An 18515-nucleotide genomic window follows, 5' to 3' on the forward strand; every position below is an offset into this window, starting at 1 on the left:
GGCGGTTTGATCTCTAATAGGTCTCGGCCGACGGCCAGCGGTCACCGAAAGTGATCGCGAACGCCTCAACGACCGGCTTCCAGCGGACCATCCACCGCGCCTGGCCAGTCCCGGTGGGGTCCAGGCTGCGGGTCACAAGATACAGGTACTTCAACGCGGCCTGATCGGACGGGAAATGCCCACGAGCGCGAACGGCCCGCTGGTAGCGGGCGTTCAACGACTCGATCGCGTTCGTGGAGCACAGCACTCGACGTATCGCCACGTCGTAGTCGAGGAACGGAGAATTCGCCGCTGACCTCCAGATCGGCGAACCGGTGGACGCGGGCCCGCCGACCCCGCTGGGTCGGGCAGGTCGTCGCGGTCGCCCGGCAGGTCCACCGCCCGGTGATCCACCGGGGCCGGCTCGAAGGGCTCAACCCCAAATATCTGCAGGCAGCTTGACCGGACGGCCGTTTCTGGCACCCACAAGGTCAGCCGGAGCAGCATCCTCGCTCAGACCTCCCGCGGACAGCACCGGGCGAGGGGCCGGACGCTGCATGGCCACGCGCAGTCCCGATGGCCGAGACCGTGCTGGCCGGCACGATTGGGATTTTCGGCATGGACAGGCGCGGAGTGTCGGCGGGGAGGCGTCGCGCGGCGGATGGTGTAGAGACTGACGATATGCATGGTGATGGGTCAAGGACCGGTCTGGCCGACGAACGCGGCCGGAGAGACCTACGGAGGGGGATTGCATGCCGTGCCTCGAAGCGACTGGCCGGACCTGATCTCGGCTGGGCTCAGGGATGGGAAGCGCGGCTACGTCAGGCGGACCGAACTTGATGCTGCGATTGGTACCGGGTTGCCGCCCGCCGAAAAAGCCGAATGGGAGTACCTGCCTGGTCGTACCACTGGTCACCGGCTCGGGCTCAGCGGATCTTGGTTCACCATTTCTCCTCATTGTCTCGTTCCAGCAATGAATCCGGGTCGCGGCGCGGAGCCACGTAGGATCGGTCGGCGCGGCCGACTCGCACGGCCATCTGGACTTTTGCCGGCTCGTCGACTCCGACCAGCTCGTTGAAGCGTTTCTGTAGGTCTTTCATCTCCGGGAACTCCTGCAGGACCTGGCTGAGAGGCTGGCACACCAAACCCAGCTGGGTGAGAGTCAGCTGAACGCGGGCGTACGCGCGGCCGGTCTTCAGCCAGTCGATCTGCTCGTTCGTCGCGGTCTTCAGCAGCAGCACGCCGCGTGCGCTGTGGACGCCCTTATGGACGGACTTCATAAGTCCCTTGACAGACCGGTCGCTGAACCAGCGTTTGGGGTCGCCGTCACGCAGGTACCGCTCCAGCAGGACCCGCTGTAGCCCGTCGATGCCGAGTTGAGGCGCGCTGAGCCCGTCCCGCTTGGTCTGTCGCTGCCCCTCGCTGTAGCGGAACCAAATCCGGGTCTCTTCGGACGTTCGCGGGGTGGTGGCCTCGATCTCCATCGCCCGGTAGAAGATGTCGAGCAAAGGCTGCACGGTGTCCGGTTGGTGGAAGGCCATCAGCTCAGCGGGGCCGTCGGGCAGCTGTCCGCGGACCTGCACGATCTCCTGCTCGGTCAGCATCGCTCCGGTGTACGTACGCCGGTTGGTCTGCCGCGTTGGGATCTGATCGGCCAGTGGGTCCGGCTGCATGTTCCTGTCGGAACGCAGAACGATCCTGGCGACTGGTTTCCGGCCTATCTCTTCGAGTGGGTACGGACCCTGAGGCAGGTACTCCACCTCGGTGCGGTATCCGTGCTGAGTCATACCGGCAGACAGAATTTCGATGAAACACCCGCACCCGATATGTATCTGCCGGGCCGGCGGATCGGTCACCGGCAGCAGGCGACTCGGATCAACGGAGAAAAGCATCTCGGTCGGCGATATGACCTGGCACCGCCAGGCTTGCGTGTCGTGCGGGTTCGGCGCGCGAATGCCGTACTCGATCGCGGTGCGAATAGGGTCCATACCGGCAATACTCCTGATCATTTTGGGGCATTCGACGACGGCGCCGAGTATGGTCGCTCGCCCGCCGAGCCGGCAGGGCAGAAACCCTGCCCCCCAACTGATGCCGCAACTGCCCCGCGTCGGGACCGCGCACCGAGCGGGCGAGGTCCTGGATCCGGTTCAGGTCGGCGGGGAGATGCGCGCTGGCCTTGTCCAGCTCGGCGATCTCCTTGCGAGTGCCCAGCTTGTCGGTCAGGTACCCGCCCGCCAGCGGTCCCCAGGTGGTGAAGCCGAGACCCTCGTCTCGATCATCGGCAGTACTTGGCGTTCGAGATCACGTCCCAGCAGCGACGATCGCCGTGCATCGAGGAGTGCAGTATTGTCCGGCCTCAGACGGATAGGGACACCGGCCGATGTTGATCCACTGACCGCCAGTCAAGTGATCATCCGGGGGGGTATGGGCCTGACCGCCCGTCACGTCGGCGCCAGCCCGCCCGAGCGCGATCGGGCGGTGGCTCGTGAACTCGCGGTCAACCAGTGGTACGGAGCGTTCCGTCGCCTCTCAAGCCGACTGGGATGAGTCGGATCATGGTCCGGGCTGCCCTTTAATGATCGCGTTTAGCGGGGATAATGTTTCGATGGGATCCGACGAACTCGCGCTGTTTTTGCGCTCGCGGCGATCTGCGCTCCAACCAGCCGACGTCGGACTTCCATTGCCACTGCGTCGGCGCACCACCGGTCTGCGGCGCGAGGATGTCGCCGACCTGGCCGCCATGTCCAGGGACTATTACCGGCGCTTGGAGCAGGCCCGGATCGCCCCGCCGTCACCGCAGATCCTGGACGCGCTCGCCCGCGCGTTGCGGCTCAGTAACGACGAACGCGATTACCTCTACCGGGTCGCCGACCGGGAGCCGCCACCGCAGCCTGTTCGGCTCAGCCGGATCGACCCGCCACTGCGGCAGATCGTCGACGCGATGGGCGCCAACCCCGCCCAGATCATGACCGTGACCGGCGAGACACTCCTGCAGAACGCTGCCGCCGTCGCTCTCTACGGTGACCACTCGCTGTACACCGGCGATGCCCGCAAAAGCATCTACCGATGGTTCACCGACCCGAGCAGTCGACGGATGCACCCACCCGAGGACCATGAGGAGGAGGGCCGTGCCCAGGTGGCCAATCTGCGGGCCCGGTCGGCGAACGGCAACGATACCGGGGCCGACCGGTTGATTGGCCTGCTGCGCGCCCGCAGCGCCGAGTTCGAGCAGATGTGGCAGGAACAGAAGGTAGCGCTCTGCCGATCCGGCACCAAGACCATGGTCCACCCAGCGTTCGGCGCAATGGACCTGCAGGTTCAAATCCTGGCGGCCGAGAGCGTCGGCCAACTCGCAGTCCTCTTCACCGCCGCCGGCGACAACGTCGAGCGGCTGCGTGCGCTCACGGTCAGTGCCCCGACCGAGCACAGCGCGAGCGGGCGTAGCTAGTACCAGTTGCGCGCGTTGGAGCCGGCGCATGACGCCGCATAAGAAGGTCACGTGGGTTTCCGCACGACCCGGAATAAAACAGGAATCAAAGTTGACGGGGTTAACTACGACATCCGGCTACCAGCAGCGCCGGAGCGGCGCCGTGGCGCCTACTATCCTCGCCCGGTCGCGATGACCTGCGCGTTCACGCCGTGACGCTGGTGCTTGCCGAAGTGGTTCGAAGGGTTGTCCGGACGCGACCCAAATAGGGGCAGAAATTTGACCTGGTTGGGTCCGCTGAACTCGGCGACAGTGGTGCCGCCCGTCCACCAATCTGGGAGAACCGATGACCGCCTACGGGCACGAGTTGCTGTTCGGCACGATGTGGGATGTGGTGGCGGACGACGCCGTGCGCATCGTCGACCTTGCAGTGCGGGCCGAGGAGTGGGGACTGGATCTGGTCACGCTCACGGACCACCCCTACAGCGTGATCCAGGGCCATCCCGATCGCCGGCCGAGGATCGATGTCGTCCCGTTGCTGACTGCGATCGCCATGCGGACACACCGGCTGCGAGTCGCGACCAACGTGGCCACCCTGCCGTTGCGGCCGCCGCCGATGCTGGCCCGGTGGGCCGCGTCGCTGGACCGGCTGAGCGGAGGCCGCTTCGAGCTGGGGCTGGGCACGGGTGCGATGTGGGACGCGATCGCCGCGGAGGGCGGCCCGCGGCGGACCCCCGGCGAGTCGGTCGAGGCGCTGACGGAGGCCATCGCGGTGATCCGAGCGCTATGGACGCCGGGTCCACTCGTAACGCGCACCGGGAAGCACTATTGCCTCGACGGTGTGCTGCCGGGCCCGTTCCCTTTGCACAAGATGGAGATCTGGCTCGGCGCCTATCAGCCACGGATGCAGCGACTGATCGGACGTGGCGCCGACGGCTGGCTACCCAGTTCGCCGTATCTTCCGCCAGCGGCGTACGCGCAAGGCAACAAGATCATCGACCAGGCCGCGGTCGAGGCGGGCCGGCTGCCGTCGGCGATCCGCCGCCTTTACAACGTCGCGGGTACCTTCGGTAACCGCGAGGAGGGTTTCCTGCAGGGACCCCCTCGGCTGTGGGCGGATCAGCTCGGCGAACTGGCCCTGACCCAGGGGGTCAGCACGTTCCTGCTGTATCTCATCGACGACGCCGACACGGTGCGCCGGTTCGCCGAGGAGGTCGCTCCGGCGGTTCGGTTCGGGAGATGGTGGCAGCGGAAGTTGAGCCCTGTCTGAGCCGGAGACCTTCTTCTTGAAGGTCGCGAGTCTGAGCGCCGTGAATAGCGAGTCAGGGGCGCATGCGCCGGCTGCAGCCTCCCGCGCGGCGGTGTATTCGGGGTCTCCTAGGACGACCCCCGCGTCCAACGCGGGCATGCCACGTTCCGGCGCGCAGGAAGCCTGGGGCCGACCCGAACGAAAATATTCCTAGATCGGCTAGATGGGCTGTGTTCGTGAGGCGGTGCGGCGGCACGAACGATCGTTCCAACGGGATCGAGCCGTGGCTGCAGACCCTGGACGTGTCAGTCGCGGCCTATGTCTACCTGGAGCCGTGGCACCCGGACATCGAGGAGCTCGTCGACTGAGGGACTACACCGGTGAGGACGTCTGGCGTACCCACAGCCTGAACCTGGTGCACTGAATCCCGGACGAGTTCATGCGCCCGGTCCTGGCCGGCGAGGTCTGGTCGCTGAGCGACCCGGACCAGGTGCCCGAGCTGACCGACCGTGGGCCGCCGAGGTTGACCGCGCCTACCGGGGCCGCAGAGGTCGAGGGCGTTTCGTCCGCCAGCTGGCCGCCCGGGGCCGTGGCCATTCGGGAGCGGCTCCCGCCGGTCAGGCCCGCGCTTGGACTCTACGAAGCCTTGCTGCGCCGCATGGTCCCGAGGGCTCCCCGAAGGCTGTCGCCGCGGCCACCGTGGCGGACGTGGCCACCTGGCTCGGACCGTTACAGCGCACGGCCGTCGAGGATCTCCTGACGAGTGGCCGACGCCGGCAGCTGACCGTCGGGCTCATCGGTCTGCCGATTTGTCGTAGTAGCGGCTGGTTCACCTGCGGTCGGGGGACTCCCGCACCGGGCTCGTCGTCTTCGTCAGAGGCCGTGATGTGGGGCGGTGGTGATCCTGGGGAGAGCCCGGTGATCATGATCAGAGTCAGGGTCTCGAGGGAACTTTGAGGGGCGCCGGCTGCGAGATCGTCGGATCCAGCCCGCGAGCTGCGGCGATGAGCAGGTCGACGGCAGTGTCCGGAGTGAGGCCGGAGGTTCATCGGCCGCTGCGGGCCCCACTCGGCCTTGCAACGAGCCAGGAACGGGAACACGAACGGGCTGCTGCGCCAGTACTTCCCGAAGAGGACAGATCTGTCTGGCTACCACCGCGACGACCTCGCGCCGTTGGCCGCCCGCAGCTGAGCCATCGCCCGCCCGGTGCCCGCCCTGGCGCCGGTGGTGATCGGTCCGCCCGACGGGTCGATCTCCCGGATCCGCCACCTTCGCCGATCCGGCATCGTCGACCTCTGGGTGCGACCATGCCTGTTCGCGCACCGCGAATCAAGCGTCGTGCTGTACGATCGTACAGTGCTGCTGTATGGGCGTATAGCGCGAGGTGCGACAGGCAATCTTCCGGTGACGCCGGCTCGTCGCGAGGGCGCCGGACACGGAAGCGCGCCCGCACCTGCCAATCCTCGGACGGGACGGGAGAGCACCGCGATCGGGATCGAGGAAGTGAAGGGCGGGCGGCGCCCGCTCGCGCATGGTCTGTCGCGCGCGCCGCGAGGTGTGCTATACAACCGTATGGCGCCAGCGCCGGAAGGGCTCAGCGAGACGCCACGAACTCCGTCACCACCAGGACCACGTGATCACCGCCGCCGACCCGTACCCCGCACCCCAGTCCTTCCGCTTAGATGCGCCGCATCCACCCCCCCCGGCAGCTGACAGGACGCTCGACGAAATGCCGACCCACCTGCCTGGCTTGGAGATCGACCTGCGGGCCGCGCCACGCCGTCGGAGCGACTGTCCGTGGCACGGTCCTCGGGCAGTGATCGGTTGACGGACGATCGGACGTCAGCTCCGGAGAGGCGAGTCCAGTTGGCCGACAGTCGTTTCTCAGTGAAGTGAGGGCGTACGTGACACTCGATGTGGACCAATTAGTCGAATCAGCCTGCGAGGCTGCGGGTTCCGATGACTTTGGCGAGGACGCTTGGAAGGAGGGTCTCGATCGGCTCGTAGACGCACTGCGTAGCGAGGCGGATCTGAACGATATCGGAGTCACGTTTGTCGGCAGGGAGTTGAAGCAGCAACTCGTCACCCGCCTCGGCATCGTCGCCTATCGCCAGGCCAACCCCGAGGTCGCGAAGGCCGACGTCGTGCCGCCAGTCGTGATCGTCGGCCACGGCCGCACAGGTACGACGATCCTGCACGACCTGATGGCACAGGATCCGGCCGTCCGTGCGCCGTTGACGTGGGAGGTCGAGCGCCCGTGCCCGCCGCCCGAGACTGCGACCTACGACAGGGACCCGCGCATCGACGCGGTCGAAGCGAGATTCACCGCGATCAATCGCGTGATGCCGGCCCTACTAGGCATGCATCCGATGGGCGCCAGGCTCGCCCAGGAGTGCGTGTGCATCACGACCTCGGACTTCCGAAGCACACTGTTCGGGACGCAGTACCGCATACCAGGCTACCTCAGGTGGCTGCTTAACGACGCGGACATGGCACCGGCCTACCGGTGGCACCGGCAGTTCCTCCAGCATCTGCAGGCGCGCCACTCGGCGCAGCGGTGGGTGCTGAAGTCGCCCGGCCACATCTGGTGTCTGGGCGCCTTGCTGGACGAATATCCGGAAGCTTTGCTGATACAGACCCATCGAGACCCTCTCCGCACGATCGCCTCGTCTGCTTCGATGTTCGCGACGCTCCAGAACACCACGAGTTCCTCGACCAATATTCGAGCGATCGCGGCTGAGTGGGCGGACTACATTCTTGAGGGGCTCGACCGGTCGGTTATCGCGCGGCAGGACGGAACGGTTCCGTCCGACCGCATTGTGGATGTCCACTTCGGCCAGTTCATTGCCGATCCGTTCGTGACCATCCGGACGGTCTATGAAAAGCTTGGGTTCGAGTTCACGCCCGATATTGAAGGGCGAATGCGCGCGTTTCTCGCCGACAACCAGCAAGGTAAGCACGGAGGGCACCGCTACGCGTTCGCCGAGACCGGCCTCGACGAGGGCGAGTTGCGAGAGCGCGCTCGGCGCTACCAGGAGTACTTCGACGTGCCGTCGGAGGGCCTGCAGTGAGGCTGACCTCGGCGCTTTCGATCCCAGCCGTCCGACCGTCGCAGGAGCGATGCCTTGGTGCGGCCAGAAGCATGATGAAGGGGGACCGCGTCGATGACCATGGGTAGTGGGTCTGCAATGTTGCAGGACAAGGTTGTACTCATCGCCGGCGCGGGACCGCAGATGGGATCCGCCACGGCATTGATCGCTGCCCGCGAGGGTGCGAGCGTCGCCTTGACCGCTCGCACGCTCGCGGCAGCGGAGGCCACCGCGAAGACGATTGTCGACGCCGGTGGGAAGGCGATCGCGCTCCAGTGCGACCTCACCAGTGAGGAGGATGTGCGCGCGACACTGGCGATGATCAACTCCGACCTCGGAGCGATCGACGCCGTCTTCTACAACGCTGCCTACTACGACAACCGCCAGGACTCCATCGATATAGACGAGGAGGCCTGGGAGATGTCGATGGATGTGAACCTCAATGGCGCGTTGAGAGTGGCCCGCCTCACTATCCCGTCTATGGTCGAGCGGGGCGGAGGCTCCTTCGTATTCAACTCGTCGGCTGCTTCAATTGTTGCGGGCGAAACGCGCTTCGGCTACCAGGTATCGAAGGCCGGTCTGAATGCCGTCACGCGTTTCGTGGCCGGAAAGTACGGAAAGAAGGGAATCCGCGCCAACGCGACGTTGCCGTTCGTCCTCGAGGGGAAAATCGGCGAGGCCGCTGCGTCGCTCAACTGCATCGGGCGCTCCCCGACATCGGAGGAGATCGGCGAGGCGGTCGTCTTCCTGCTGTCAGATCGCGCTGCCATCATCACCGGGCAGATCATCCATCTGGATGGGGGCTTGTTCGTCCGTGCGCCCTGGCCGACACCTTCGGCGCGCCGATGAGCGCCACCGTCGACCTGACTGGTGGGCTCGTAGAGGATCGGGAGCTCTTTCTTGCCGATCGTCCAGATGACCGAGAGATGCGCGATTCCGCCAGCTTCTGGGTCTATGACGATGCGGGCTTTGTGACGTTGCCGCGGCTTGGCATCGAGGCGATCGCTTCGAAATGGGATTCTCATCAGTACCAGGTCAACGTGGCTTTTGCCGACGGGCGAGTGTTCCGCGCACGCGGTAAAGGAGAAAGGCACTCGCCCATCGGCTCGGACGGAAGACCGTCGGTCCTCGGCGCCGGGCCCCTGGAGTTCCGCTGCCCAGAACCGTTTCGACGCCTAACCGCGAGCTTCGAGGGTGAAGCAGAGAAAACGTCCACAATTGACTTGTTCAATAGAAGCGGCGGCGGCCCTTCTATCGCCCTTCAGTTTCACGTCGAGGCCACGACGGTGGTTCCGCCGTGGATCAACGGCCAGATGTCGGCCGAGGCCGCCCATGTACTTGAATCATCGATCGAAGGCACCTTTATCGGCACGGCTCGCTACGAGCAGCTTTTTCGTACAGAGGGCGTTGTGCGAGTCGAAGGAGACGAATACCGTTTCACGGGGACGGGCACCCGCGTCCGCCGACAGGGCCACCGCGAGATGACCGGGTTTTGGGGCCACTGCCAACAGTCCGCTGTCTTCCCGAGCGGCCGCGGCTTCGGCTACATCGCACACCGGCCTCGCCCGAACGGTGAGGGCTCGTACAACGAGGGTTACGTGTTCACCGGCGATGGCGCACTCGTGCCTGCCCGGGTCATCCAGGCTCCGTGGCTCACCAGGCTCCAGCCTGGGAACGAGGACGTCTCGCTCGTATTGGACAGCGAACTCGGCAGGGTCGAGATCGGTGGCGAGACCGTCACGTCAGTGTTCAACCTCGGTGACCCGACGTCGTCCAACGCACTCGCGGCTCTCGTTCAGGGCGGAGTTCGTTACACCTGGGACGGCGAGGAAACGTACGGTGCGATAGAGCGCTCAACCCCTCCCAATGAGCTCGTTCGGTCATGAACCCGCCGAGCTTCCCGGGCCTGTCTCGGAGCGAAGGCAAGCATACCCGGGACGGAAAGGAGGCGTACGGCATGTTCGAACGGTCTACGAAGTGGGATCTGATCCAGTGAGCACCAACACACGGAACAGCGCCCCGGCCGGCCGGCTGCTGGCCGGCACGGCGCACCTGTCGCATCTGCAGGGGCTGGAAGCGGAGAGTATTCAGATCTTCCGGGAGGCTGTGGCCGAGTCGGAGCGGCCGGTGATGTTGTATTCGGTGGGTAAGGACAGCGCGGTGATGCTGCACCTGGCGATGAAGGCGTTCTACCCGTCGAAGCTGCCTTTCCCGTTGCTGCATGTGGACACGACGTGGAAGTTCCAGGCGATGTACGCCTTCCGTGACCGGCTGGTCGCCGAGAAGGGTCTGGATATGTTGGTGCATCGGAATCCGGATGCGGTGCAGCGGGGGATCAATCCGTTCGACCACGGCTCGGCGATGCACACGGATATCTGGAAGACCGAGGGCTTGAAGCAGGCGCTGGACAAGTACGGCTTTGATCTGGCGTTTGGTGGGGCGCGTCGGGATGAGGAAAAATCGCGGGCGAAGGAGCGGGTGTTCTCGATCCGTTCCGCCGCGCACCGGTGGGACCCGAAGGATCAACGTCCGGAGTTGTGGCGGCTGTACAACGCCCGCAAGGCACCGGGGCAGTCGATCCGGGTGTTCCCGTTGTCGAACTGGACCGAGCTGGATATCTGGCTGTACATCCACCGGGAGAACATCCCGATCGTCCCGCTCTACTACGCCGCGCCGCGGCCCGTCGTGGAGCGCGACGGCACTCTGATTATGGTCGATGACGAGCGGATGCCCCTGAACCCCGGCGAGGTGCCCGAGCAGCGTTCCGTGCGGTTCCGCACGCTGGGCTGCTATCCGTTGACCGGCGCGATCGCATCCGAGGCGTCGACCCTGTTGGAGATCATCCAGGAGATGTTGCTGACGACGAGCTCGGAGCGTCAGGGCCGGGTGATCGACCACGACTCGTCCGGGTCGATGGAGAAGAAGAAGCACGAGGGGTACTTCTGATGGCGCACGCAACCGACGAGCTCCTCGCGACCGACGTCGAGGCGTATCTGCGCCGGCATGAGGACAAGTCGTTGCTGCGCTTCATCACCTGCGGGTCGGTGGACGACGGGAAGTCGACGCTGATCGGGCGGTTGCTGTATGACTCGAAGCTGGTGTTCTCCGACCAGCTCGCCGCGTTGGAGTCCGACTCGAAGAAGGTCGGCACCCAGGGCGGGGAGTTGGACTTCGCGTTGTTGGTGGACGGGCTGGCCGCCGAACGCGAGCAGGGCATCACGATCGACGTCGCCTACCGCTTCTTCTCGACCGAGAAGCGGAAGTTCATCGTCGCCGACACCCCGGGCCACGAGCAGTACACCCGCAACATGGTCACCGGCGCCTCCACCGCCCAGCTCGCCGTCATCCTGATCGACGCCCGCAAGGGCGTGCTGACCCAGACCCGCCGGCACAGCTACCTGGTCTCCCTGCTCGGGATCCGCCATGTCGTGCTCGCGGTGAACAAGCTCGACCTCGTCGACTACTCCCGCGAGGCGTTCGACCAGATCGAGGCTGACTACCGCCGGTTCGCCGCCCAGATCGGACTGGAGGGTGACGCGATCCGGGCGATCCCGCTCTCGGCGCTGCGCGGTGACAACATCACCGAGCACAGTGCGGCCACGCCCTGGTACGTCGGTCCGACACTGGTCGGCTATCTCGAGACGGTGCAGGTCGCCGACGACGCGGCCATGGGGCCGTTCCGGCTGCCGGTGCAGTGGGTGAACCGGCCGAACCTGGACTTCCGCGGCTTCTCCGGCCAGATCGCCGGCGGGGCGGTCCGCCCCGGTGATCTGGTTCGAGCGCTCCCGAGCGGTCAAGAAAGCATCGTCGAGCGGATCGTCACGGCCGACGGCGACCTCGACTCCGCCTACGCGGGCCAGTCGGTGACGATCACACTCGCCAACGAGATCGACATCAGCCGCGGCGACGTCATCGTGGCCGCGGACAGCCCCGCCGAGGTCGCCGACCAGTTCGAAGCCCACCTCGTCTGGATGGCGGCCGAGCCGATGCTCCCCGGCCGGCCGTACCTGCTCAAGGTGGGTACGCGCACACTCAACGCGACCATCGGCCAGCCGAAGTACAAGGTCAACGTCAACACCCTCGAACAGACTGCCACCAAGACCCTCGTCCTCAACGAGATCGGGGTCGCGAACCTCAGCCTCGACCGGGCCGTCCCCTTCGACCCGTACACGGCGAACCGGGACACCGGTGGGTTCATTCTCATCGACAAGTTCACCCACGCCACCGTCGCAGCCGGCCTGCTGCACTTCGCGCTACGCCGGGCACACAACATCCACTGGCAGGCGGTCGAGGTCAACAAGACCGCCCGGGCCATCGCCAAACGCCAACGTCCCGCCGTCGTCTGGTTCACCGGACTGTCCGGCGCCGGGAAATCCACCATCGCCAACCTCGTCGAGAAGAAACTCCACGACGAAGGCTTCCACACCTACCTCCTCGACGGCGACAACGTCCGCCACGGCCTCAACAGGGACCTAGGCTTCACCGAAGCCGACCGCGTCGAGAACATCCGTCGCATCGCCGAAGTCGCCAAACTCGTGGTCGACGCCGGCCTCATCGTCCTCACCTCATTCATCTCCCCATTCCGGGCCGAACGCCAACTCGCCCGCGACCTGCTCGACGACGGCGAATTCATCGAAGTCTACGTCGACACCCCCCTCGACATCGCCGAATCCCGCGACCGCAAAGGCCTCTACGCCAAAGCCCGCCGCGGCGAACTCGCCAACTTCACCGGCATCGACTCCCCCTATGAGACGCCGGTCAACCCGGAGCTCCACCTCGACGCCTCGGGAAGCATCCCCGCCGAGCAGAGCGCCGAAAAGGTCGTGGCCTACCTGCGCGCAGTTGGCCTCCTGGCCCCGAACGAGGAGTGAGCGGCGACCACACGGTTGGATCTCGTGCGTGTTGGCGGGCTAGGCCGTTGCCAGTCAACACGCACGCGGGCCGCCTCGACGTGACTTTCGCCGGCGGGTCGGCGTCGCGGCGGCAACGAATGTCATTTGCCGCTTTCGGATCTGTGAGCGAAATCTCGGGACGATATCCCCATAGGCCATCGGGAAGCAAGGAATACGAAATGGATGACCATAACCTCGCAGCGTGGCTTGCCGAGCAGGCGGGAGACCATCTTCTGGCCATCCGCTCGCAGGGAGGCAAAGAAGGCGACCGTCAATCGAACGAACTGCTGCTACGCCTGTTGGCGGACGCCCGGCCTGACGACGCCGTCCTCTCTGAAGAAAGCGCGGACGACCGCGTACGTCTCAGTCACGACCGGGTGTGGATCATCGACCCGCTTGATGGGACCCGTGAGTACGGTGAACCCCCACGGGTGGACTGGGCAGTCCACGTCGCCCTGGCGGTGCACGGCGAGCCCGCGGTCGGCGCCGTCGCGCTGCCTGCCGAGAAGCTCGTCCTGCACACCGGCATGCCCCTCGCCCTCACGACTCGGACGGACGGGCCGATACGCCTCGTCGTCTCGAGAACCCGCCCACCTGCCTGCGTCGACCAGCTGGTCGCGCAACTGCACGCCGAGCTGGTTCCCATGGGCTCGGCCGGTGCCAAGGCCATGGCTGTCGTCCGCGGCGACGCTGACGTCTACGCCCACTCTGGCGGCCAGTACGAGTGGGACTCCTGCGCGCCTGTCGCGGTAGCAGCCGCGGCCGGCCTGCACGTCTCGCGGCTAGACGGGAGCCCCCTGCGCTACAACCAGCCAAATCCCTACCTCCCCGACGTCCTGATCTGCCACCCGAATGTCGCGGGTGAAGTGCTCAGCGCGCTGGGACAGAGCTGACGTCGCTGACAGGTAGCCGGTGCGGTGGGTGATAGCGCGGCGAGACAGTCCGGACAGCTATGACGGTTCGTCTCCGGCCGGGGCGTCCCCGTCTTCTTGGTTCTTCCTGGGCTCGACGCGGTCGAGGTAGCGGTCAAGGAAGTCGAGGGTCTCCGAATGTGAGGTCGACATTCCCACTGACTGCTCAATCAGGACCATCCGTGGAATGCTGGACAGCAGGAAGACGACGACTTCGGGCGAGATCGGCTCCATCGGAAACGTGTAGTCGTTGCGTGATTCCGCCATCGCCGCGAGAATCATCTGCCGGACCTTGTCGCCGACCGAGGCCAGCTCGGCCCTGATAGCTTTGTGATGGTTCGCCAGCGCGGTGAGCTCGGCGATCAGCGCGGCTGCGGTTGGGTTGTTGGAGAACTCCCAGATTGCGCGCAGAGGCTGGCGGGTCTTCAGCGCCTCGACCAGAGCGCCCACGGTCTCCTCGGTACGTCGCCGGACCAGAGCGAGGTAAAGGTCGTCCAGCGTCGGGAAATAGTACTGGACCAACCCGGGTGTCACGCCCGCCTTGGCGGCCAGTGCCCGGTAGGTAACTGCAGCGTAACCGTCCTCAAGCATCAGCCGTTCGGCGCGGCCCAGGAGGGTGGCACGGGTCTTCGAGTTCTGAGCGCCGACTCGCCGTGTTGCCGCCATTGAGGGCCTTTCGTCGCTGCAGTCCGCCTGCTGTCGCACAGACCAACCGCCGTGCGTGCATTCCGTTCCCAGACACTCTAACGTGCAACACGCCGCACACCGGGTGAGCCGGCACCCACACTTCGCAACGCGACTGCGCCGACCAATCGTGACCCACGGCACTGCGGTGCTCCGCGAGGTGCTCGAGGTGTGCTGCAGGAAGCCGTCAGTGCCAGGGCCAGCGTCTTCGAGATCGCCGGGGCACAGAGTGCGCACGTCTTTCCAGAGTCTTCATCGGCGGCCCGCCGAGTCGGCCCGGCGGCGGACGGGCCCGTGGTGGCCACAGAGGCAGCCGACGACGACGCGACCGGCCAGTGCCCTCCGGGCAGGCCGACCGTCGTACGCAGGAGTTCCTCGCCTCCCTAGGACGCCCAGCTCGTGAAGCCCGGGCACAGTCCCCTCCCGTTGCTATCCCCGCTGATCGCGGCCTGGGCCGCGAGATCCCGAGACCGGGCATTGGACGACGAGCCGGTCGTTGCGACGTCCTCGCTGCGGCCGTCGGGCCTGCGCCGCCGCGCAGGCCCAGGCCTGCTCCCACGCCGCCAGGACGAACCGCCCGGCCGTCTACCAGCGGATGGCGGGCTCGGAGTCCGGCAGGAGGGGCCGGGCGTAGGACAGGTCGTCGGTGTCCCAGGTGCCCTTGAGGAAGCCCTTGAATGCCCCAGAGTGCAGGAAGGACGCGTCGGCGGTGAAGGCCCACTCGATCGTGCAGCGCCGTAGCGCGATCTTCCAGACGCCGTCGCGGCGTTCCAGCCGGTCGAGGTAGCGGCCGCCCATGAAGGCCAGCGTCTTGTCATCGCGGCCGACCATGGTGCCGATGACGTAGCTCTCCGCGTGCGCGACGTCGCCGTCGATCTCGCACGTGTGTGTCGTGACGTTGTGCAGATGGGCGGCGAACACCATCGAATGCTGCTTGTTCGCCCACGGGCCGTAGGCGGCGCCGACGTTCGAGACCGGGCCGTGCTCGTCGATGCCGTCCTCGTGCAGGGCGCTCGTCATCAGGTCTGCGTCGTGGCGGTCGTGGCCGCGGGACTGCTTGTTGACGCAGTCGAGGATGTCCTGCCTGTCCTTGAGGTACCTGACCTCGCGCCGCAGGTCCTCGAGTTCGCTGTCGCTGCTCATACTGCTCCCTAAGCTGTGGGCGATGTGATTCGACTGGCCGGCTGGTTATGTCAGATGCCCGCGGGCCCTGGGCCGCCGTGAACGTAGAGCGACTGTCCGGAACAGAAACTCGCGGCATCCGACGCGAAGAACAGCACGGCGTTCGCGATCTCGTCGGGCTCACCGATGCGGCCCGAAGCATTCGTCTGCGCGATCAGCGCCGGGTCGATGCCCGCCCGGGCGAGGTCGTCGGTCAGACTGGCCGAGTTGATCGCGCCGACCACGACGTTGTTCACCCGGATCCCCTTGCGGGTCCAGGCCGCGGCCATCGACGCCGTCAGGCTGTTCACGCCTGCCTTCGCGGCGCCGTAGGGGGCTGCCTGTGGCATGCCGAGCAGGCTCGCTCCCGAGGAGATGTTCACGACCGCCCCCTTACCTTGCGCCAGCATCGGGACGGAGGCGGCGCGCGTAAGGAACCACACCGAGCCGAGGTTGAGCGCCAGCATCTGGTGCCACTCGTCTTCGGACCAGCTTCTGATCGACTTGGTCGTACCGCCGCCGGCACAGTTGACGAGGACGTCCAGCCGGCCGAACTCGGCCAGGGTGGCATCGACAATCCGCTGGCACTCGCTGGCCTTGGTCACGTCCGCCGGCAGTGCCAGGGCACGCCGACCGAGCGCCTCGACCTCTTTGGCCGTCGACTCCAGGGGTTCCGGCCGCCGCGCCGTGAGCACGACATCGGCGCCGTATTCAGCCAGCGCCAGCGCGGACGCCCGCCCGATGCCGGTGCCGCCTCCTGTGATGACGGCGACCCGTCCCGTCTGCGAGAACCTGTCCACAGAGCTTCTCCTCCATTCGATATCTTCGCGATCCGCGCCAGGGCGATCGTCGCCGCGCGCAGTATCCGAGACGGTGTGGCGGGCCGAAGCGGCCCGGCGGCTTCTTCAGCCGATCACGGCCGGGAGGGAGTCAACCCGGCCGGTTGTGGCGCCGGGCTCAGCCGACGACAGCCGGCATGCTGTCCCAGCCGCGCACGGTCGAGGCCGGCGACCGGACGGCACTGTCGAGATCGATCTCCCAGTCGGGCCAGCGGTTCAGGACCTCGTCCAGCGCGATGCGGGTCTCCAGCCGCGCGAGGGCAGCGCCGAGGCAGTAGTGCGCTCCCTGGCTGAAGGCAAGGTGTTTGTCGATGGCACGGTGGATGTCGTAGTGGTCCGGGTCGTCGAAATGGCGGTCGTCGCGGTTGGCCGCGGACAACATCAGCAGGAGCCGGCTACCGGCCGGCACCGTCTGACCGTGTAGGACGAGGTCCTCGTCGACGTAGCGGGCGACGTTCGGCGACGACGTCTCGAACCGCAGGAGCTCCTCGACGGCGTTGGGCATGAGCCCGCGGTCTCGGGCGATCTCCCGGCGTTGGTCGGGATGCTCACCGAGGACCTTCCCCATCCAGCCGAAGATCCTGCCCGTGGTGTCGACTCCGGCCGCCGCGATCACGGCGAGGAAGATCTGCAGCTCGTCGCGGTGCAGGCGCCGGGTGGTGCCGTCGACGTCGGTGAACTCGATGTTCAGCAGCTCGGTGATCAGGTCGTCGGACGGGTTTCTCTCTCGCCACTGCACGTAGTCGGCGAAGCCGTCGCCGGAGAAGTAGCTGTCCTTCTTCACAGCGAGCGGCTCGCCGGCGTTGTTGCGCAGTGAGCGGTGCGCCCGGTCTCGAACCGACGGCTGGTCGGAGTCGGGTATGCCCACGAGCATCCCGATGACCCGCATCGGCAGCTCCGCGCCGAGGTCGAGGAAGAAGTCGAACCGGTCACCGCCGACCAGCGGGTCGAGGCAGGCCTGGCAGAATGCCCGCACCCGGTCCTCCAACGACCGTATCCGCCGTGGCGTGAAGGCCCGGGAGACCAGGGCCCTGTGGACGGTGTGCAGGGGCGGATCCTCGTTGATGAAGATCCCTCTGGGCATCTTCGGATCGGCCTTGATGACCTCAAGGATGTTGCCTCGTCCGGAGAGCAGCCGCCGGTGGTCGCGCACGGCGGCCTCGACGTCGTCGAATCTGCTCAGCGCGAAGAAGTCGTGACGGTCGTTGTAGTACAGCGGTGCCTCGTCGCGTAGCCGACGATATACCGGATACGGATTCTTCGCGATCTCGGCGTCGTACGGGTCGAAGTACAGCTCGTCGCTCATCATTTTCCTCGCAGCCGCGCGACGATGGGCGCGAACATGTCCATGGCGTTCTGCGGCACGGTGACATAGCTGGTGCCGAAGGCCGCGCGATTGGCCTCCAGGCGCTCGGCCATCTGGTCGAGTGTTCCAACCAGGACATTGGGATGCTCGGGCAGTACCTTCTCGTCCACGGAGATCCAGCCCGCGATGTCCGCATAGGCAGCCGCGGGCTTGGCAGTGACGACGGTGAAATAGGGCGAGCCCTCGATCTCGATGCCATGCAAGCGCTCGCCGGCCGCCTCCCGGACGACGGAGTAGCGATAGGCCGCCTCCTGGGCCGGAGTGCGGCCGGCGGCGTTCACCGGGTCGAACGGCACATTCGAGATGCTGACGATGTCCGCCTCGCGCGCCGCGAGCGAGAGGACGCGCCTGCGGTTTCCCCCGATCATCAGAGGCGGCCGCGGCTTCTGCACGGGCTGGGGGAGCCCCCGGTACCCGCTGACCTTCACGTGCTCCCCGACGAGCTCGATCGGCTCACCGGACCAGTGTTGATTCAGCAGGCCGATGACCTCCTCCAGCTTGTCGACGCGAACGCGGCCGGGGGCGAAAGGGATCCCGAGCGCCGCGTACTCGTTGAGCTGCAACCCGGCGCCGATGCCCAACTCCAGCCGGCCGTCGGAGAGGAGATCGATGGTCGCGGCCTCTTTCGCCAGCGCCGCGGGGACGTGGTAATCGATGCAGAACACCCGGCAGCCGACCCGCAGCGTCAAGGTCACCGCCGCGGCCGCGGCCATCGCCGCGATGGGTGCCAGGTGCTGTGGCGGCATGCTGCAGGCCCGCGCGGCCGGGCCGGGCCCGAGATAGTGGTCGGCCACGAACAAGGTCGAATAGCCGAAGTCCTCGGTCTTGCGCGCCAGGTCGTACCACTCCCGCGCGGACGTCGCCCGTGTGGCCTGCACCGCGAAGCGGAACGGTCTCCCGGTCATCGACAGCCCGGCA

The 18515-nt window shown here is 66.4% G+C and carries 14 protein-coding genes and 3 pseudogenes; 10 read left to right on the forward strand and 7 right to left on the reverse strand.

The window, feature by feature from the left end:
- Positions 1 to 13: 13 nt before the first annotated feature.
- Both I6A60_RS25115 and I6A60_RS25120 read right to left on the reverse strand, forming a co-directional pair.
- Positions 14 to 280, reverse strand: a pseudogene (locus tag I6A60_RS25115) (transposase); the annotation flags it as partial.
- 640 nt (positions 281 to 920) lie between these two features.
- Positions 921 to 1967 (reverse strand): hypothetical protein, encoded by a 1047-nt coding sequence (locus tag I6A60_RS25120; protein ID WP_203022798.1) that lies wholly within the window; start codon positions 1965 to 1967, stop codon positions 921 to 923.
- Between the two features lie 587 nt (positions 1968 to 2554).
- On the opposite strand from I6A60_RS25120, the gene I6A60_RS25125 reads away from it, so the two are divergent.
- The 10 genes and pseudogenes from I6A60_RS25125 (at position 2555) to I6A60_RS25160 (ending at position 13529) form a co-directional block, all read left to right on the forward strand.
- Positions 2555 to 3427, forward strand: a complete 873-nt coding sequence (locus I6A60_RS25125) for a helix-turn-helix transcriptional regulator (protein ID WP_203022799.1) — start codon at positions 2555 to 2557, stop codon at positions 3425 to 3427.
- 325 nt (positions 3428 to 3752) lie between these two features.
- Entirely contained in the window at positions 3753 to 4676 is a 924-nt protein-coding gene (locus I6A60_RS25130; RefSeq protein WP_203022800.1) for an LLM class flavin-dependent oxidoreductase, read from the forward strand.
- 230 nt (positions 4677 to 4906) lie between these two features.
- A pseudogene (locus I6A60_RS44170) lies at positions 4907 to 5249 on the forward strand (ribonucleoside-diphosphate reductase subunit alpha); the annotation flags it as partial.
- A gap of 462 nt (positions 5250 to 5711) precedes the next feature.
- Positions 5712 to 5834: pseudogene (locus I6A60_RS41995) on the forward strand (IS30 family transposase); the annotation flags it as partial.
- A 725-nt stretch (positions 5835 to 6559) separates the two neighbouring features.
- On the forward strand, positions 6560 to 7726 hold the full coding sequence (locus I6A60_RS25135; protein WP_203022802.1) for a sulfotransferase: 1167 nt from the start codon (positions 6560 to 6562) through the stop codon (positions 7724 to 7726).
- A gap of 117 nt (positions 7727 to 7843) precedes the next feature.
- Positions 7844 to 8593, forward strand: a complete 750-nt coding sequence (locus I6A60_RS25140) for an SDR family NAD(P)-dependent oxidoreductase (protein ID WP_203022803.1) — start codon at positions 7844 to 7846, stop codon at positions 8591 to 8593.
- Positions 8590 to 9630: a hypothetical protein gene (locus I6A60_RS25145; protein ID WP_203022804.1), complete on the forward strand. Its 1041-nt coding sequence runs from the start codon at positions 8590 to 8592 to the stop codon at positions 9628 to 9630. The genes I6A60_RS25140 and I6A60_RS25145 overlap by 4 nt, the downstream gene beginning before the upstream one ends.
- Before the next feature lie 106 nt (positions 9631 to 9736).
- Positions 9737 to 10690 (forward strand): sulfate adenylyltransferase subunit CysD, encoded by a 954-nt coding sequence (gene cysD / locus I6A60_RS25150; protein ID WP_203022805.1) that lies wholly within the window; start codon positions 9737 to 9739, stop codon positions 10688 to 10690.
- Positions 10690 to 12615: a sulfate adenylyltransferase subunit CysN gene (cysN, locus tag I6A60_RS25155; RefSeq protein WP_203022806.1), complete on the forward strand. Its 1926-nt coding sequence runs from the start codon at positions 10690 to 10692 to the stop codon at positions 12613 to 12615. The genes cysD and cysN overlap by 1 nt, the downstream gene beginning before the upstream one ends.
- Before the next feature lie 200 nt (positions 12616 to 12815).
- A complete protein-coding gene (locus I6A60_RS25160) occupies positions 12816 to 13529 on the forward strand; it encodes a 3'(2'),5'-bisphosphate nucleotidase CysQ (RefSeq protein ID WP_203022807.1) in 714 nt (237 codons plus the stop codon).
- A 57-nt stretch (positions 13530 to 13586) separates the two neighbouring features.
- On the opposite strand, the gene I6A60_RS25165 is transcribed toward I6A60_RS25160, so the two are convergent.
- The 5 genes from I6A60_RS25165 to I6A60_RS25185 all read right to left on the reverse strand — a co-directional run bounded on the left by I6A60_RS25165 (position 13587) and on the right by I6A60_RS25185 (position 18502).
- Positions 13587 to 14213 carry a TetR/AcrR family transcriptional regulator gene (locus I6A60_RS25165; RefSeq protein WP_203022808.1) on the reverse strand — a complete coding sequence of 209 codons (627 nt, stop codon included), beginning with the start codon at positions 14211 to 14213 and terminating at the stop codon, positions 13587 to 13589.
- Positions 14214 to 14816: 603 nt separating this feature from the next.
- Positions 14817 to 15374: a nuclear transport factor 2 family protein gene (locus I6A60_RS25170; protein ID WP_203055708.1), complete on the reverse strand. Its 558-nt coding sequence runs from the start codon at positions 15372 to 15374 to the stop codon at positions 14817 to 14819.
- Positions 15375 to 15424: 50 nt separating this feature from the next.
- A complete protein-coding gene (locus I6A60_RS25175; protein ID WP_203015769.1) occupies positions 15425 to 16192 on the reverse strand; it encodes an SDR family NAD(P)-dependent oxidoreductase in 768 nt (255 codons plus the stop codon).
- Between the two features lie 157 nt (positions 16193 to 16349).
- Positions 16350 to 17540: a cytochrome P450 gene (locus I6A60_RS25180; RefSeq protein WP_203015768.1), complete on the reverse strand. Its 1191-nt coding sequence runs from the start codon at positions 17538 to 17540 to the stop codon at positions 16350 to 16352.
- The gene (locus I6A60_RS25185; protein WP_203015767.1) at positions 17537 to 18502 is read right to left on the reverse strand and encodes a TIGR03621 family F420-dependent LLM class oxidoreductase; all 966 of its coding nucleotides are present in this window, start codon (positions 18500 to 18502) and stop codon (positions 17537 to 17539) included. The genes I6A60_RS25180 and I6A60_RS25185 overlap by 4 nt, the downstream gene beginning before the upstream one ends.
- Between the last annotated feature and the right edge of the window lie 13 nt (positions 18503 to 18515).

The sequence above is a fragment of the Frankia sp. AgB1.9 genome, assembly GCF_016786355.1.
Taxonomy (GTDB): Bacteria; Actinomycetota; Actinomycetes; order Frankiales; family Frankiaceae; genus Pseudofrankia.

Excerpts from the sequence above, each read along its gene's own strand:
- cysN (WP_203022806.1), top strand. The coding sequence starts at position 10,690 with ATGGCGCACGCAACCGACGAGCTCCTCGCGACCGACGTCGAGGCGTAT.
- I6A60_RS25180 (WP_203015768.1), bottom strand. The coding sequence starts at position 17,540 with ATGATGAGCGACGAGCTGTACTTCGACCCGTACGACGCCGAGATCGCG.
- I6A60_RS25120 (WP_203022798.1), bottom strand. The coding sequence starts at position 1,967 with ATGGACCCTATTCGCACCGCGATCGAGTACGGCATTCGCGCGCCGAAC.
- I6A60_RS25130 (WP_203022800.1), top strand. The coding sequence starts at position 3,753 with ATGACCGCCTACGGGCACGAGTTGCTGTTCGGCACGATGTGGGATGTG.
- I6A60_RS25145 (WP_203022804.1), top strand. The coding sequence starts at position 8,590 with ATGAGCGCCACCGTCGACCTGACTGGTGGGCTCGTAGAGGATCGGGAG.
- I6A60_RS25140 (WP_203022803.1), top strand. The coding sequence starts at position 7,844 with ATGTTGCAGGACAAGGTTGTACTCATCGCCGGCGCGGGACCGCAGATG.
- I6A60_RS25160 (WP_203022807.1), top strand. The coding sequence starts at position 12,816 with ATGGATGACCATAACCTCGCAGCGTGGCTTGCCGAGCAGGCGGGAGAC.
- I6A60_RS25170 (WP_203055708.1), bottom strand. The coding sequence starts at position 15,374 with ATGAGCAGCGACAGCGAACTCGAGGACCTGCGGCGCGAGGTCAGGTAC.
- I6A60_RS25165 (WP_203022808.1), bottom strand. The coding sequence starts at position 14,213 with ATGGCGGCAACACGGCGAGTCGGCGCTCAGAACTCGAAGACCCGTGCC.
- I6A60_RS25185 (WP_203015767.1), bottom strand. The coding sequence starts at position 18,502 with ATGACCGGGAGACCGTTCCGCTTCGCGGTGCAGGCCACACGGGCGACG.
- I6A60_RS25125 (WP_203022799.1), top strand. The coding sequence starts at position 2,555 with ATGATCGCGTTTAGCGGGGATAATGTTTCGATGGGATCCGACGAACTC.